We start from the raw sequence: 15,626 nt of genomic DNA, 5'->3' as shown, positions 1-15,626 counted from the left end.
CCCATGACAGACCAGCAGCCGCAGCCGCCGCCGGCCGCCGAGCGGACCGACGGTGGCCTCCCTCCGGCACCGGAGCCGAGCGCATCCCCGCCGGAGAAGCCCCGCAGGGACCGGCACCACAAGGTCCTCGGCGGGGTCTGCTCCGGGCTTGGCCGGCACTGCGACATGGACCCGGTGATCTTCCGGATCGTGCTCGTGGTGCTCTCCGCCACAGGCGGGATCGGTCTGCTCTTCTACGGCTTCGTCTGGCTGTTCGTCCCGCTGGACGGCGAGGACGAGAACGAGGCGCGCAAGGCGCTGACCGGCCGGGTGACGGGCGCCGCGCTGACGGCGGTCCTGTTCGCCCTGGTCGGCTGCGGCCTGTTCCTGTCGATGCTCGGCAACGGCGGTGTCCTCACCTTCGGCTGGGTCGTCGCCCTGCTCCTGGCGGGCGCGGGCTACTGGTCGCGGCAGCGCGACACCGCCGATCCCGATCCCCTGACGGCGCAGGCGTCGGCCGACGCGCCACCGGAGGCCAAGGCACCGCCCGCCCCGCACGCGTACCCGTCCTGGTGGCGGGAGCCCATCGTCAAGGACGGCACACACGACGGTGACACCGGCTATCTCTGGGGGCCCGAGGGCATGACGGGCAGCAGCGCGGCGCGGGTGCCGCACCGCACGGCGTGGCAGCAGGCCCGGGTGCCGTGGACCCCCGAGCCCCGGCCGCGCGGCCCCCGCTGGATCGGCGGCTGGGTGTTCCTGCTCGCGCTGGCGGCGGGCGCCGTAGGCACCGGACTCACCTGGGACCACCTGGCCCTGGGGCAGAGCCTCCAGACGGGCCTGGCGTGCGCGCTGGGCGTCCTCGGCCTGGGCATCGCGGTCAGCGCGTTCCTGGGGCGTACGGGCGCGGGCTCGATCGTCCTCGCGGTGATCACGGCGGGCCTGCTGGCGGGCGCGACCGCGCTGCCGGAGAACATCAGCACCCACTGGATGCGCACCGACTGGACCCCGCCGACAGCGGCGGCCGTCCAGGACCGCTACCAACTGGGCTCCGGCATCGGCACCCTCGACCTGAGCAAGGTGAAACCCGCGAAGGGCACCACGGTCACCAGCCGGATCGAGGTCGGCGCGGGGCAGCTCAAGATGGTCGTACCGAACAACACCACGGTGAAGCTCCGTATCGAGATCGGCATCGGCGACATCCGGCTGCCGGGCGACCGCAGCGGCGACGTGGACATCGCGCCGGCCAAGGAGAAGACGGTGACCCTGCCCCCCACGGACGGCTCGAAGAACCCGGGCACCCTCGACCTCCGGGTCCAGGTCGGTCTCGGACAGGCGGTGGTGACCCGTGCTGCGTCATGAGGTCCAGCCGGGACGGCTGGTCGCGGGCGTCGCCCTGCTCGCCGCCGGAGTGCTGTACGCGCTGGACGGCGCCCTCGGCTGGAGCGTCCCGTGGTTCGTGGTCGGGCCCGTGGTCGGCGGCGGGCTGTGCCTGGCCGCGGTGGCCTCGGGCACGGTCGCCGCGGTCCGGCACCGCCGACCCAAACGGGCCACAGCGGCGGGAGTGACGGGGAAGGACGACTGAGCCGACCGCCGCCTCTCGCTACGGAATCCGCCGCGCCCCTGGTGAGCCGGGACACCTTCGCGTACGTATGGTCTCGTGAAGGGTCCCCCGACCAGGCGCGCGAGAGGCGGCGGAGCGATGGCTCACGGCATGCGAACGGACCTGCACACCGGCTATGTCGACGAGGGCAGAAGAGGTGACTGGCGGGACACCGCCACCCGGTACGCGCTGGTGCCGCTGAGGCTCTTCCTCGGCGCGACGTTCATCTACGCGGGCATCGACAAGCTCACCGACAGCGCGTTTCTCTCCGCGTCCGGTGCCGGTTCGATCGGCGATCTGCTGCGGGCGGTGCACGACAGCGCGGCGATACCCGCCATGATCGACCTCGCCCAGAAGAGCCCGGTCGGCTTCGGGTACGCCATCGCGTTCGGTGAACTCGCCGTCGGCATCGGCGCGTTGCTCGGACTGTTCACCCGGCTCGCCGCGTTCGGCGGGGCCCTGATCTCGCTCAGCCTGTGGCTGACGGTGAGCTGGACGACGTCGCCGTACTACTACGGCAACGACCTCGCGTACCTCATCGCATGGACCCCGCTGGTCCTCGCGGGCGCGTCGGTCCTGTCGGTCGACGCCCGGATCAAGGGGCGCCGGCACAGGAACCGCGACCAATACGCGTAACAGGCCACGACGGTCAGACGGTCAGTCCGTCACCACATCGATCGCCCGGCTGTTGGTCTCCAGGCCCGCTGCCGTGACCACCTGTACCTCCACCCGGCCCGGCTCCACATCGACCGGTACGGGCACGGTCAGTACGGTGTCGGACGGGTTGGTGAAGCCGCCCGGCACCGGTACCAGCGGCACATGGACATGGACCGGACCGATCCGTACCACGAGCCGTGCCAGCAGATCGGCGCTTCCCGCGCCCGGCGGGACGAAACCGGCGCCCCGGATCTCGATGTCGTCGCCGGTGCGGATCGGCGCGTCCAGGTCCCCCGCCTCACGCGCCCGGACGACGGAGAGGATCACCGGCCGGCCGCCCTCCGCGTACTTGCCCGCGAGATAGGTGAGCGCCGACACGACGACGAGCAGCGCCAGGGTCCACGGCAGATCGGGCACCTGCTCGGGCCGCCGCGCCAGCCGTACCGCCGCGAAGACGAGGGTCACCGCGCAGACGAGGACGTACTGCACATCCGTGAAGGTGGCGCGTCCCGCGTCGTCGGTGAGCAGGTCGGCGGCGCGCGGCCGGTCCGCGGGGACCTTCTGGAGCCGCTGCCCAAGGACCCGTACGGCGACGACCCGGCGGACCAGGACGGCGACCGCGCACACCACCGCGAGCACGGTCACGGCGCCCGCGCCGCGCGCGAGGTCCAGCCCGGCGATCAGCTCGTCCCGCCGGGCGTGCCCGGAGGCCCCGGCGAGTTCACCCGCGAGGACCAGGACCGTGAACACGGTGAACAGCACCCAGGCGATGGCGACGCCGCGCGAGGTCGACAGGCGGTTGTCCTCGCCGATCAGCGGCGCGAGGACACCGCCCCGGGCGCGGTGCAGCCACGCGGCGGCCGTCAGCAGCCCGGCCGAGACGACCGCGGCGACAAGTCCCGCCGTACGGGCGGTCGTCCAGCCTGCGCCGAGCGCGGTGAGCGCCTGTACGACGAGGAGCACTCCGGTGGCGGCCCACACCGTGTACATCGTGCGGGGCCACAGCGCGGTGCGCCATGCCTCGCCCTCGGCCCGGCCGCGCGCGGCGACCAGGCCCGCGGACTGGGTGAGTTCGTCGGAGACCCACTGCCGGGTCGCGCCCGCCGAGTACGCGACGGCGGCGGGCAGCCCTTCGCCCGCGGCCAGTTCGTCACGCCGGGCGAGGAACGCGGCGACCGCGCGCCGGTGCCCCTCGCGCGCGCCGTACGGACAGTCCCCGCACGTGCACCCGCCCTCGTGCGTGTCCCGCCCCTCCACCTGCACCGCCACCGCGCCCACTCCCGATAGGTCCCGCTGTACCCGCCGCCGGTCCCGCCCGTGCCGGGCCGGGGCCGAACTCCCCGCCGTGAGAGCGCATTGTGCCGTACGGACATGGTCTCCTGACAAATACTGACCGGACGGCTCTGTTCGGTAACCGTGAAGGGGCCGACCCCGAGTTGACCGGCCTGCGAGAATTCCCTTATGGCCGAGATCATCCAGCGCGACGGGACCTGGGCCTTCGACGGCACCACGGTCCGGATCACGCCGGGGCTGCACCGCTCCGTACCGCTGTTCCGGCAGACGTACGGCGAGGTGGCCGTTCCGTTGCGGGCGATCGCGGGCATCGCTCTCGAACCCGAACGCAAGCGCGGGCGGCTCCGGTTGCGGCTGCGGGAGGGCGCCGATCCCCTCCTGCACGCGACCGGCGGACGGCTGCCGGACAACGCCGATCCGTACCGGCTCCTGGTCGACGGGGACCGCGCGGGCGTCGCCGACTACCTCGCCGACGAGATCCGGCAGGCGCTGCTCCTGGAGGAGGTCCCGTCGGCGCCGACCACGGGGTATCTCCTCACGGGACCGCAGGTGCCGGTGTCGGTGCGCTCCAGCGACGGCACGGTCTCCTTCGACGGGACCCGGGCCCGCATCGACTGGAGCGAGACATCGGACCGGGTGAAACGCGCGACCGGGCCCCGCATCATCGAGCTGGGCGATCTCGTCGGCGTCGAGTGGCTGCCCAACTCCGGTTACGAGAACGGTTTCCTGCGGTTCCTCACCCGGGAGACCGCGCTGTCGAAGCTGCCGCCCGAGAAGGACCCGTACACCCTGGATCTGTGGGGCAGCGCGCGCCGCGATCTGCTGACGGCGCTGGTCGCGACCGCCGTCATGGCCCGGCTGCCGCATCCGTCCACCCGGGTCGGCGAGTTGACGGCCAACGGGATGCGCACCGGGCCCGAACCGGCCGACCGCGTTCCGGTGCCGGCACCGGAGCCGGTGGCCGAGAATCACGACGTGCTGCTGCGCCGGCTGCGGGAGTTGGGGGAACTGCACCGCGAAGGGGTCCTCACGGACGAGGAGTTCACGGAGACCAAGCGGGCCGTCCTGCGCGGGTTCTGACTCACCAGGTTCTGACTCACGAGGTGCCGGCTCAGGAGAGCAGGTCGGGCTCGGCACGGCTGATCATCTGCCACTGCGCCTGGTAGTTGATCCACGCCACCAGATCGCTGCCGAGCTGATCGCGGGTCGCGACCGCCTGCCGGTGGCCGATGATTACCGGGCGTCCGGCGGCCCGTGCGGCGAGCTGGACGCGGCTGCACCGTTCCATCGACAGGAACCACCAGGCCGCCGCGTCGACCGAGGCCCCGACGGTCAACAGGCCGTGGTTGCGCAGGATCACCGCTTTCTGCGCGCCGAGCGCGTCCGCGATCCTGCGGCCCTCGTCGGCGTCCACGGAGACCCCGGTGTACGCGTCGTAGAGGGCATGGTCCTCGTAGAAGGCGCACGCCTCCTGGGTGATGGGTTCGAGGAGTTCCCCGAGGGCGGACAGGGCGCCGCCGTGCGGGGTGTGGCAGTGGGCGACCGCGACGACGTCGGGCCGGGCCCGGTGCACCTCGGCGTGCACGGTGAACGCGGCCTGGTTGACATGGTGGCGGCCCTCGACGACCTGCCCCTCACTGTTGACGAGGATGAGGTCGCCGACCGTCACATGCGCGAAGGGCATGCCGAACGGGTTGACCCAGGCGCAGTCCGTGAACTCCGGGTCCCGCGCGGTGACATGGCCCGATACGCCGTCCTCGAAGCCGAGCCGCCCGAAGATCCGCAGCGCGCCCGCGAGCCGTTCACGCCGGTGGCGGCGCTCGTCCTCGACGGTGGTGTGCGTGGGCGGATAGGCGAACTGGAGCTGATCGGTCGGTACCGGCGCGGGCCCGTGCATACGCGTCTCCATCCCTGACATCCCTGGGTCGTTCTCCGATGGCCTGCTCATCCCTGGCATCGGACCGGAAGGTACCTCTGCCGGGTCCAGGCCACCAGAGAAAGCCCCGGCGAATGCAACCGTGCTGCCGGGACGGGAGTCTGGATGGTTGGTTCGCCTTCCGGTTCGCCTCTCGTTCACCGACAGGAGCCCCTGTGCGTCATCTTCCCCTCACGCTCGCCGCGCGCTGCGCCGCGATAGCCGCACTCCTGACCGCTCCCGTCGTGGCGCTCGCCGCCCCGGCGTCCGCCGCCGCCCCGGCCGCACCGCGCGCGGCGGGCGGCGCGCCCGTGGCCGACTTCGACGGCGACGGGTACGCGGACATCGCCACGACGGCCCCCGGCAAGGGCTACGCGGCCCTCCGGTACGGCGGCCCCGGGGTCCGCCAGCAGACGCCGGCCGCTCCCGACCAGCCCCGTACGGTCGCCCGCGACCTGGACGGCGACGGCTACACCGACCTGGTGGCCGGGACCACGATCCGCTGGGGCTCCAAGACGGGCCTGACCGCCACGCCCACCGCCATCCCCGCGTCCGTGGCGTTCAACGGTCTCGACCTCACGGCCGGTGACTTCAACGGCGACGGACACCCGGACCTGATCGGCGGCAAGACGGACGGCGAGTGGGACGAACTGACCATCCTGTACGGGCCGTTCCAGCGCTCCGGCACCCCGGCCTCCGCGTCCACGATGTCGACGGGACGCACCTTCGACCCGGTCGACACGGTGGTGGGCGACCTCACGGGCGACGGCAAGGACGACCTGGTCACGCTGCACGCGTTCGAGGAGATGTCCGAGACCTCGCAGCTGTGGAAGGGCACCGCGAGCGGTCTCTCCACGACGTCCACCCGGCTTCCGGCCGCCGCGTCCGCCGCGATCGGCGACGTCGACAAGGACGGCCACCAGGACCTCGTGATCCGTACCGTGCCGGGCGGTATCGCGGAGGAACTGCCGTACGACCCGGGCACCATCCAGGTCCTCTACGGCACCGCGTCGGGCCCGTCGACCACCCGCACCAAGACGCTCACGCAGAACTCGGCCGGGGTGCCGGGCGTCAGCGAGAAGGGCGACCAGTTCGGGTACCGGCTCGCGGCGGGCGATGTCAACGGCGACGGGTACGCGGACATCGTCGCCGGAGTGCCGGGCGAGGACCTGACGGTGAACGGCAAGAACGTCAAGGACGCGGGCTCGGTCGTGCTGCTGAAGGGCGGCGCGGGCGGTCTGTCCGGCACCGGAGCGCAGGCGTTCCACCAGAACACGGCGGGCGTTCCCGGTGTCGCCGAGGCGGGCGACGCGTTCGGTTCGGCGGTGTCCCTGGCCGACACCAACGGCGACGGCCGCGCGGACCTGGCGGTCGGCGCGCCCGGCGAGGACACCACGGAGAACGGTGCGGCGGCCGTCGACTCGGGCGCCGTCTGGCTGCTGCGGGGCGTGAAGGGCGGCCTCACGGCGACCGGCGGATTCGCGTTCAACCCCGGTGACCTGGGCGCACCGGCCAAGGGTGCCCGACTGGGCGCGGCGTTCGCGCGCTGAGCCCACGGGGTCCGGCGGGTCCCGGGGATACCTGACAGAAGGTGACGGGTATCCCCGGCAGACTCGCCGTATGACATCGAACTGGACGGCTTCGAACGGGTCCGCCTCGAACTGGTCCGCTCTCGCCGCCGCGCAGCCGCTCCTCGCCACGATCGTCGAGGACCGGTTCGCCGCCTTCACGCACCACGTCCTGGCGACCCTCCGCAAGGACGGGTCGCCGCGTACGTCAGGGCTCGAAGTGCGGTTTCTCGACGGCGAGTTGTGGCTCGGCATGATGCCGGACTCGGTCAAGGCGCTCGATCTGCGCCGCGATCCGCGCTTCGCGCTTCAGGCCAACCCGGGCGCCGGTACGCGGGTGGCGGGCGGGGACGTACGGATCGCGGGCCGCGCGGTCGAGGTCACGGACCCGGAGACGGTCGCCAGGTATGTGCGGAAGGTGAAACCGCCGGAGCCGTTCCACCTCTTCCGCACCGAGCTGACGGAGGTCGTCCGTACGCATGTCGAGGACGACCGGTATCTCGTCGTGGACATCTGGCAGCCGGGCAGGGAGCTGCGCACGATCAAGCGGACATGACCGCGCGCCGGGCCTGTGCGGTGGCGGGGACTACTCGGTGACGGGGACTACTCCCACTCGATGGTGCCCGGCGGCTTGCTCGTCACGTCGAGGACGACCCGGTTGACGTCGGCGACCTCGTTGGTGATCCGGGTGGAGATCTTCGCGAGCACGTCGTACGGCATCCGCGTCCAGTCGGCGGTCATCGCGTCCTCGGACGAGACCGGGCGCAGCACGATCGGGTGGCCGTAGGTGCGGCCGTCGCCCTGGACGCCGACGCTGCGGACATCGGCGAGCAGCACCACCGGGCACTGCCAGATGTCCCGGTCGAGCCCGGCGGCGGTCAGTTCCTCGCGGGCGATGGCGTCGGCCTCGCGCAGCAGGTCGAGCCGGTCGCGGGTGACCTCGCCGACGATGCGGATACCGAGTCCCGGGCCGGGGAAGGGCTGGCGCTGGACGATCTCGTCGGGCAGGCCCAGCTCGGAGCCGACCATCCGGACCTCGTCCTTGAACAGCATCCGCAGCGGTTCGATCAGCTGGAATTCGAGGTCGTCGGGGAGGCCGCCGACATTGTGGTGGGACTTGATGTTGGCGGTGCCGGTGCCGCCGCCGGACTCCACGACGTCCGGGTAGAGGGTGCCCTGGACCAGGAACTCGACGGGCTGGTCGTTCGGCGCCTCGGCGACGATCTCGGCCTGCGCCTGCTCGAAGACCCGGATGAACTCGCGGCCGATGACCTTCCGCTTCTCCTCGGGGTCCGAGATCCCCTCCAGGGCGGTGAGGAACCGCTCCTGCGCGTCGACCACCTTGAGCTGGACGCCTGTCGCGGCGACGAAGTCCTTCTCGACCTGCTCGGTCTCACCCTTGCGCATCAGTCCGTGGTCGACGTAGACGCAGGTGAGCTGGGCGCCGATGGCCTTCTGTACGAGGGCAGCCGCGACGGCGGAGTCCACGCCTCCGGAGAGTCCGCAGATGGCCCGCCGGGTGCCGACGCGCTCGCGGATCGCGGTGACCTGCTCCTCGATGACATTGCCGGTGGTCCAGGACGGCGTCAGGCCCGCGCCCCGGTACAGGAAGTGCTCCAGGACCTGCTGGCCGTGCGTGGAGTGCATGACCTCCGGGTGGTACTGGACTCCGTACAGCCTCTTCTCGTCGTTCTCGAAGGCGGCGACCGGGACGACGTCCGTGGACGCGGTGACGGTGAAGCCCTCGGGGGCGGCGGAGCAGGCGTCGCCGTGGGACATCCACACGGGCTGCTCGGCGGGGGTGCCCTCGAAGAGGGTCGACGCGGACCTGCTGACGTGCAGCGGCGTACGGCCGTACTCACGGGCGCCGGTGTTGTCGACGGTGCCGCCGAGGGTGGTCGCCATCAACTGGAAGCCGTAGCACATCCCGAACACCGGGACGCCCGCCTCGAACAGGGCGCGGTCGACGCTCGGGGCGCCGTCCGCGTACACCGACGAGGGGCCGCCGGACAGGATGATCGCCGCCGGGTTCTTGGCGAGGATCTCGGCGACCGGCATGGTGCTCGGCACGATCTCGCTGTAGACCCGGGCCTCACGGACGCGACGGGCGATGAGCTGGGCGTACTGCGCACCGAAGTCGACGACCAGGACGGTGTCGGGGGTGGTGGCGGGGGACGCTGAGGGCACGGCGGCGGCCTTCCGGCATGGAACGGGAGGGAACGAGGGTCCAACGGGAGGGAACGAGGGTCTGCGGGGCGCAGGGGGGCTTTGCCTCGATTCTAACGGGGGCCCGTCGGAGAGTTTCCGTCTCACCATCCGAACCGTCCCGGACCCCGGATTGACCCCGGCGGCGCGGCTGTGGCCATACTGGGCCCGTGACCCAGCACATGACCTTCGTCTTTACCTATGGCACCCGGCCCGCCGGCTGCCATGGTTGTGCTGCTTGATCATCTGACAAGCGACTTCCCAGGCGCCCCGGGCCGACAAGGCCCGGGGCGTTCTGGCATTCCGGGCCTTGCCGCTCCGGGGCACCGACCGAACCAGAGGAGCCCCGCGATGACCATGACGACCGGCACGGAACAGTCCGGTACCGAGAAGACCGGCGCCCGTACGGAGGAGGCGGCCGGTGTGATCGCCGGTGCCCGGGACCGTATCGACGCGCTGGACGACCGGATCATCGGTCTCGTCCAGGAGCGGATGGCGATCTCGGCGGTGATCCAGGAGGCCCGGATCTCCTCCGGCGGGCGCCGGGTGAACCTCTCCCGCGAGATGGAGGTGCTCGGTCACTACCGGGACGCGCTCGGCAAGCCGGGCACCACGCTCGCGATGACGCTGCTGGAACTGTGCCGGGGCCGTATCTGAGGGTCGTATCTGAGTTCGGGCCCGCTCTCACCCGTACGGCGCGTGACCGGGGCACCGCGGGCTTCGTTGGTCCCGGTGTCCGTGTCAGCCAGGGGCGGCCGAAACAACCACGCGTGGCTTCACTGGAGCGATGAGACGTACGGATCGTGCCGTGTGTCGTGGGACCTCGCTCCAGTATCTGTGACCGGACGGCAGGGGACAGCAGCCCGGTCACCCAAGTGAACGGTCGGCTCCGGGGACGCCCGGGGCCGACCGTATCCGCGGAGGAAAGGCCCAAGTCCCGCTCCGCAACCGGCAGTACACAACTCCATGACCTCATCGGCGGCGCAACCCCCCGGCGCCACCGCCCCCGAGGCCCCGACGCCGCCCTGACGTCGGTGCCGACAACGAAGGGCCCCGCGGCTCCGTCCCGCGGGGCCCTTCGTCACGGTGGCATCCCTTGGTTGAGCAGGACTCTCCGGCGGGCGAACGTCAACGCACATCCGCGCCGCGCCCTCGCGGAGGGCACACGGTTTCTGGCGGGACATGACAAGTGACACAGGCCACATAAGAATTCTGTGAGTTTTTGGACAACCATTTGCGGGCTCGGTGTGTCACACCTGCTGAATCAACCGCCACAACCGCGCCCCCACACGCGGAGGCTTCCGCATCTCGTACCGTCTGATCGCGGTACGACGGACTCTTCGAGGTCTTCTATGAAGCTTCGCCGCGCCATGGTCGCAGCGGCAGCGACGGCTGTCATCGGTCCGCTGGCGCTCCTGTCGGCACCGGCCGCGTTCGCGACCGACGCACCGAGCGAGACGCCCAGCACTTCGGCGCCCGAATCCACCCCCGAGTCGACTCCGCCGTCCTCACCGCCGGAGTCGTCCCCGGGCACGTCGCAGCCGGAGACGACCCCCGGCACCACCCCGCCCAGCACCACGCCGCCCGTGTCGACCTCGCCGTCGGGCGACCCGTCCAGCACCGCGACCACGTCGCCGGAGCCGACGGGCAAGCCGACCGAGCCGTCCGGCTGGTGCGAGGACGACGAGAACTACAAGCACCCCCTGAAGGTCGGCCTGTCCGGTCTGCCCGGCAAGATCGTCGCGGGCAGCGGCTGGCACCCCTTCACGCTGTCGGTCAAGAACTCCTCGGACGTCACCTTCGAGGACGTCATCTTCTACGCGGGCGTCGGCCCGAACGACGAAGAGGCCGAGAACGCCTTCCGCGCCAGCCAGGTGCGCCTCCAGGCGAAGGTCGGCGGCGTCTGGGAGGACGTCGTGGACGAGGAGGGCTACTCCATGAACTTCCTCGATCTGTCGACCATCCCCGCCGGCAAGACGCTCAACTACCAGCTCCGTCTGGACGTCAGGTCGAACGCCCCGATCGGCTCCGCGCTGACCATCGGCGGCGGCTTCTACCTGGACGAGGCCGCGCAGTGCGTCGGCTCCGAGCAGGTCGGTTACGTCATCGAGATCGTCAAGCCCGGCACGGGCACCGACGGCACGAAGCCGCAGGAAGGCGGCAAGGCGCCGATCCCGACGGAGAAGCCGAACTCCGGCAACACCCAGAAGGTGACCGGCAACCTCGCCGAGACCGGTTCCTCCTCGGCCCTCCCGGTCATCGGGCTCGTCGGCGGCATCGCCGTCGTCGCCGGTGCCGGTGCGGTGTTCGTCGTCCGGCGCCGCAAGTCGGACGCGGGCGTCCCGGCGTAACGCTTCACGCGTCACGGCCGGCCGGCGTCGGGAAGGACCCGCACTCGGAGGGGGGTGCGGGTCCTTCCGCGTGTCCGGGTCCGTCCCGCACGCCAGGAGTCCGTCCCGCACGCCGGGAGTCCGTCCCACGTGGTCGCGCGCTCAGGCCGGTTACGGTCATCCGCTCAGCCCGGTGGTGCCACCAGGCCCATCTCGTACGCCGTGATCACCAGGTGCACCCGGTCGCGGGCGCCGAGTTTCGTGAACAGGCGCGCCACATGCGACTTGGTGGTGGCGACCGAGATGAAGAGTTCCTCGGCGATCTCGCTGTTGGTGCGGCCCCGGCCGACCAGGACCAGGACCTCACGTTCGCGTTCGGTGATGCCCTCGACCGGCCGGTGCGGGCGGCGCGTCCCGGGGGCCCGGTGCTTCACGAAGTCCGCGATCAGCCGACGCGTGACACCCGGCGCGATCAGGGCGTCCCCGGCGGCCACCACACGGATCGCCCCGAGGATGTCGTCCAGGGCCATGTCCTTGACGGCGAATCCGCTCGCGCCCGCGCGCAGCGCCCCGTACACATGGTCGTCCTCGTCGAAGGTCGTCAGGACGAGGACCCTGGTCGGGCCAGGGTCGGCCATGATGCGGCCGGTCGCCTCGATACCGTCCACGCCGGGCATACGGATGTCCATCACGACGACGTCCGGGCGGATCTCCCGGGCCAGCCGGACGGCCTCCGTACCGTCGGCGGCCTCCCCGACGACCTCCAGATCGGGCTGGTCGGCGATCAGGACGCGCAGCCCGGAGCGTACGAGGGGCTGGTCGTCGGCGAGGACGACACGGATCGTCATCGGGCGGCCTCCCCTTTCCCGGCACGGTCCGATTCCCCGGCACGGTCCGGTCCCACAGCACGGTCCCGTTCCCCGGCCCGGTCCGGTCTCCCGGCGCGCTCCGGCAGCGGCACCCTCGCCCTCACCCGGAACCCGCCCCCGGGACGCGGCCCGGCACTGAACTCGCCGTGCAGCAAGCTGATCCGCTCCCGCATCCCGGTCAGTCCGAATCCCTCACCCAAAGCGCCACCCGGCACCGCCTTGCCGTCGTCGGTGATCTCCAGGACGAGTTCGTCGGCGCCCTGGTCGACGGTGACCAGGCAGTGCCGGGTGCCCGCGTGCCGCACCACATTGGTCAGCGCCTCCTGGACGATGCGGTACGCGGACAGGTCGATGTCGGACGGCAGCGGGTACCGCTCACCGGTCCTGACCACCTCGACCTCGATGCCCGCGTCCCCGGTGGCCACCGCGAGCCGGTCCAGGTCCGCGAGGCCCGGCGCCGGGGCACGGCCCGCCCGCTCCCCGTCCCGCGTGACCGGTTCCCCCGTGACCGGTTCGGCCTGCCGCAGCGCGACCAGGGTGCGCCGAAGCCCCGACAGGGTCTCCCTGCTGGTGGTCTCGATGGCCCGCAGCGCCTCCCTGGCCTCGGCGGGCTGGGTGTCGATGACCCGGCGGCCCACGCCCGCCTGGATCGCGATGATGCCGATGCTGTGCGCGACCATGTCGTGCAACTCGCGGGCGATCCGCAGCCGTTCGGCGGTGATCGCCTGCTCGGTGGCCCGCGCGTGCGAGGCCACGGCGAACGCGCGCTCACGGCGGATCGAGTCGCCGATCAGCCAGGCGAGGACAACGGCCGGGAGCTGGATCTGGTCGAGCAGCGTCGGACCGTCGTGCCCCGGCCTGCCGAGCTGCGTGACGATCAACTCCAGCACGGTGAAGCAGGCGACCGGCACCGCGACCCGGCGGCTCCTGGTACCCGCGATCCGGCCGAGCGCGACGGCGGCCGGCAGCATCTGCGCGATCGTGAGCTGAGGCGTCACCGTCAGGAACACGAGGGTCTGCTGGATGAGCAGCAGCAGGACGAGCGTCGTCAGCGGGAACCGCCACAGCAGCACCCCGGCGAGCACGACACCGGCCATCGCGAGCAGCGGCCCCGGCTGCAAGGCCGTGTCCCCGAGACCGATCGGGACCCGCAGCACCAGGTTGGACAGGATCAGCGTGAGCAGCGCGGCCGAGGCCCACAGCAGCACCGTGCGCCCGCGACGCACGGCGTGCGGTCGCCCGGTGGCGGAGGGGGTGGCATCCATGGCGCGAGCGTATCCAGGCCCTGGTGGGCGGGGCATCGGCCCGTGGGCGTAAACCCCTGGGCCCATGCACTCCCCGGCCGACCGCCCCCGGCGGCCCGGTCACTTCTTGGGCGGCACCGCCGGCATCCCCAGGAACGGCAGCCTCAGCTCCCCGAACGCCCCTTCCGGCACGGCCGGTGTCCGGGGCGCGACCGCCGCGACCCGCTCGTACCCGGCGCCCTGCGCGGGACGCGTATCGGGCTTGCCCTTGTTCGGCCAGTACGCCATGGCCCGCTCGGCCTGCGCGGTGATCGTGAGGGACGGGTTCACGCCGAGGTTCGCGGAGACCGCCGAGCCGTCCACGACGGAGATCCCGGGGTGCCCGTAGAGACGGTGGTACGGGTCGATCACACCGGTCTCGGGTGAGGCGCCGATCGGGCAGCCGCCGAGGAAGTGCGCGGTGAGCGGAGTGCCCATCAGCTCACCGATGTTGGAGCCCGCGAAGCCGTTGATCTCCTCGGCGAGCAGGGTCGCGGCGCGGGTCGCCTCCGGGATCTGGTCCGGGTTGGGGGCCCCATGCCCCTGACGTGCCGTCAGTAGCCCTTTGCCGATGCCGGATGTCTTGCGGTACGTCGTCAGGGAGTTGTCGAGTGACTGCATCACCAGCGCGATGATGGTCCGCTCCGACCAGCGCCGACTGGACAGCGACCGCAGGGCGAGCAGCGGATGCCGGGCCATCGAACCGAGCCAGCCGGCCACCCGGTGCCCCTGGGCGTACGGCACCTGAAGGATCGTCAGCCCGCTCATCGCGTTGGAGCCTTTGCCGTAGCGCACCGGTTCGATGTGGGTGTGGGCGTCGGAGTGGACGGAGGAGGTGATGGCCACGCCCTGGGTGAAGTCGACCTTCGCCGCGCCGTGCTTCTTGCGGTAGCGCCGGTTGTCGGTCTGCGCGCCCACCAGGGCCTCGGAGTTGGTCCGGGTCAGGGTGCCGAGCCGGTCCGGGATCCGGGGCAGCAGACCGCTGTCCTTCATACGGTGCAGCAGGGTCTGGGTGCCGTAGGTACCGGCCGCCACGACGACGCGGTGGGCGGTGACCGTACGGCCCTCGCTCTTGCGTTTCCCGTCCGTGGGCAGGGTTTTGACCGCGAAGCCGCCCCGGGAGTCCTCGGTGATCGCGACGACGGAGGTCATCGGGTGGATGACGGCGCCCGCCCGTTCGGCGAGGTGCAGATAGTTCTCGTTGAGCGTGTTCTTCGCGCCGTGCCGGCACCCGGTCATGCACTCACCGCACTCGGTGCACGCCTTGCGGGACGGCCCCGCGCCGCCGAAGTAGGGGTCGGCGACCTCCTCGCCGGGTTTCGCCCCGCACGTCCCGTCGGCATCGTCACCGTCGCCGAAGAACACGCCCACCGGCGCCATATGGAAGCTGTCGCCCACGCCCATCGCCTGCGCGGTCGCCTTGAGGTGGACGTCCGAGGGGGTCATCGTCGGATTCAGCCGCACCCCGAGCATCCGCCGCGCCTGGTCGTAGTACGGCTTCAACTCGTCCTGCCAGTCGGTGATGTCCTTCCACTGCGGGTCCTCGAAGAACGCGGCGGGCGGTACGTACAGCGTGTTGGCGTAGTTGAGCGATCCGCCGCCGACTCCGGCGCCCGCGAGGACCATCACCTTGCCGAGGAGATGGATGCGCTGGATGCCGTAGAGGCCGAGGGACGGGGCCCAGAGGTAGTTCCTCAAGTCCCAGGAGGTGCGGGGGAGTTCCTCGCGGGTGAAGCGGCGCCCGGCCTCCAGGACGCCGACCCGGTAGCCCTTCTCGGTCAGCCGCAGCGCCGACACCGCACCGCCGAATCCGGAGCCCACGACGACCACGTCATAGTCGTAGCCAGGGCCCTCGGTGTGGTCGTACGCGTCCTGACGGTCGTCCCGGCCGGGGACAGACTTGTCCTGTGACACCGATACCTCC

14 protein-coding genes are annotated in these 15,626 nt (G+C 71.6%); 8 read left to right on the top strand and 6 right to left on the bottom strand.

Annotated elements, in window-relative coordinates; translation table 11 throughout:
* Window positions 1-3: 3 nt before the first annotated feature.
* The 3 genes from ACFVT5_RS01490 (at window position 4) to ACFVT5_RS01480 (ending at window position 2,218) form a co-directional block, all read left to right on the top strand.
* Entirely contained in the window at window positions 4-1,341 is a 1,338-nt protein-coding gene (locus ACFVT5_RS01490; protein WP_389880217.1) for a PspC domain-containing protein, read from the top strand.
* Window positions 1,328-1,564: a hypothetical protein gene (locus ACFVT5_RS01485; RefSeq protein ID WP_389880216.1), complete on the top strand. Its 237-nt coding sequence runs from the start codon at window positions 1,328-1,330 to the stop codon at window positions 1,562-1,564. Before ACFVT5_RS01490 ends, ACFVT5_RS01485 begins: the two co-directional genes overlap by 14 nt.
* A gap of 117 nt (window positions 1,565-1,681) precedes the next feature.
* The gene (locus ACFVT5_RS01480; RefSeq protein WP_389880214.1) at window positions 1,682-2,218 is read left to right on the top strand and encodes a DoxX family protein; all 537 of its coding nucleotides are present in this window, start codon (window positions 1,682-1,684) and stop codon (window positions 2,216-2,218) included.
* Between the two features lie 21 nt (window positions 2,219-2,239).
* On the opposite strand, the gene ACFVT5_RS01475 is transcribed toward ACFVT5_RS01480, so the two are convergent.
* A complete protein-coding gene (locus ACFVT5_RS01475; RefSeq protein ID WP_389880212.1) occupies window positions 2,240-3,508 on the bottom strand; it encodes a hypothetical protein in 1,269 nt (422 codons plus the stop codon).
* A gap of 192 nt (window positions 3,509-3,700) precedes the next feature.
* On the opposite strand from ACFVT5_RS01475, the gene ACFVT5_RS01470 reads away from it, so the two are divergent.
* Entirely contained in the window at window positions 3,701-4,612 is a 912-nt protein-coding gene (locus tag ACFVT5_RS01470; protein WP_389880211.1) for a DUF4429 domain-containing protein, read from the top strand.
* Window positions 4,613-4,643: 31 nt separating this feature from the next.
* Here the strand turns inward: ACFVT5_RS01470 and ACFVT5_RS01465 are convergent, their stop codons facing one another.
* Entirely contained in the window at window positions 4,644-5,429 is a 786-nt protein-coding gene (locus tag ACFVT5_RS01465) for a class II aldolase/adducin family protein (protein WP_389880210.1), read from the bottom strand.
* Between the two features lie 194 nt (window positions 5,430-5,623).
* On the opposite strand from ACFVT5_RS01465, the gene ACFVT5_RS01460 reads away from it, so the two are divergent.
* Entirely contained in the window at window positions 5,624-6,997 is a 1,374-nt protein-coding gene (locus tag ACFVT5_RS01460) for an FG-GAP and VCBS repeat-containing protein (protein ID WP_389880208.1), read from the top strand.
* A 70-nt stretch (window positions 6,998-7,067) separates the two neighbouring features.
* Window positions 7,068-7,571 (top strand): pyridoxamine 5'-phosphate oxidase family protein, encoded by a 504-nt coding sequence (locus tag ACFVT5_RS01455; RefSeq protein WP_389880207.1) that lies wholly within the window; start codon window positions 7,068-7,070, stop codon window positions 7,569-7,571.
* A 47-nt stretch (window positions 7,572-7,618) separates the two neighbouring features.
* Here the strand turns inward: ACFVT5_RS01455 and guaA are convergent, their stop codons facing one another.
* Complete coding sequence (gene guaA / locus ACFVT5_RS01450) at window positions 7,619-9,202, bottom strand: glutamine-hydrolyzing GMP synthase (RefSeq protein ID WP_389880205.1); 1,584 nt, start codon at window positions 9,200-9,202, stop codon at window positions 7,619-7,621.
* A 375-nt stretch (window positions 9,203-9,577) separates the two neighbouring features.
* Between guaA and ACFVT5_RS01445 the strand changes: the two genes are divergently transcribed.
* Both ACFVT5_RS01445 and ACFVT5_RS01440 read left to right on the top strand, forming a co-directional pair.
* Window positions 9,578-9,877 carry a chorismate mutase gene (locus ACFVT5_RS01445; protein ID WP_389880964.1) on the top strand — a complete coding sequence of 100 codons (300 nt, stop codon included), beginning with the start codon at window positions 9,578-9,580 and terminating at the stop codon, window positions 9,875-9,877.
* 695 nt (window positions 9,878-10,572) lie between these two features.
* On the top strand, window positions 10,573-11,571 hold the full coding sequence (locus tag ACFVT5_RS01440) for an LAETG motif-containing sortase-dependent surface protein (protein ID WP_389880203.1): 999 nt from the start codon (window positions 10,573-10,575) through the stop codon (window positions 11,569-11,571).
* A gap of 164 nt (window positions 11,572-11,735) precedes the next feature.
* Here ACFVT5_RS01440 and ACFVT5_RS01435 read toward each other — a convergent pair whose 3' ends face one another.
* From ACFVT5_RS01435 to ACFVT5_RS01425, 3 genes are all read right to left on the bottom strand, one after another.
* A complete protein-coding gene (locus ACFVT5_RS01435; protein ID WP_389880201.1) occupies window positions 11,736-12,398 on the bottom strand; it encodes a response regulator in 663 nt (220 codons plus the stop codon).
* On the bottom strand, window positions 12,395-13,684 hold the full coding sequence (locus ACFVT5_RS01430; protein ID WP_389880199.1) for a sensor histidine kinase: 1,290 nt from the start codon (window positions 13,682-13,684) through the stop codon (window positions 12,395-12,397). The genes ACFVT5_RS01435 and ACFVT5_RS01430 overlap by 4 nt, the downstream gene beginning before the upstream one ends.
* 99 nt (window positions 13,685-13,783) lie before the next feature.
* Window positions 13,784-15,616, bottom strand: a complete 1,833-nt coding sequence (locus tag ACFVT5_RS01425; RefSeq protein ID WP_389880197.1) for a GMC oxidoreductase — start codon at window positions 15,614-15,616, stop codon at window positions 13,784-13,786.
* Window positions 15,617-15,626: the final 10 nt, after the last annotated feature.

This window comes from Streptomyces sp. NPDC058001 (assembly GCF_042886315.1).
Lineage (GTDB): Bacteria > Actinomycetota > Actinomycetes > Streptomycetales > Streptomycetaceae > Streptomyces.
The sequence above is the reverse complement of the archived record's forward strand: the minus strand, read 5'-3'. Positions and strand labels throughout refer to the sequence as shown.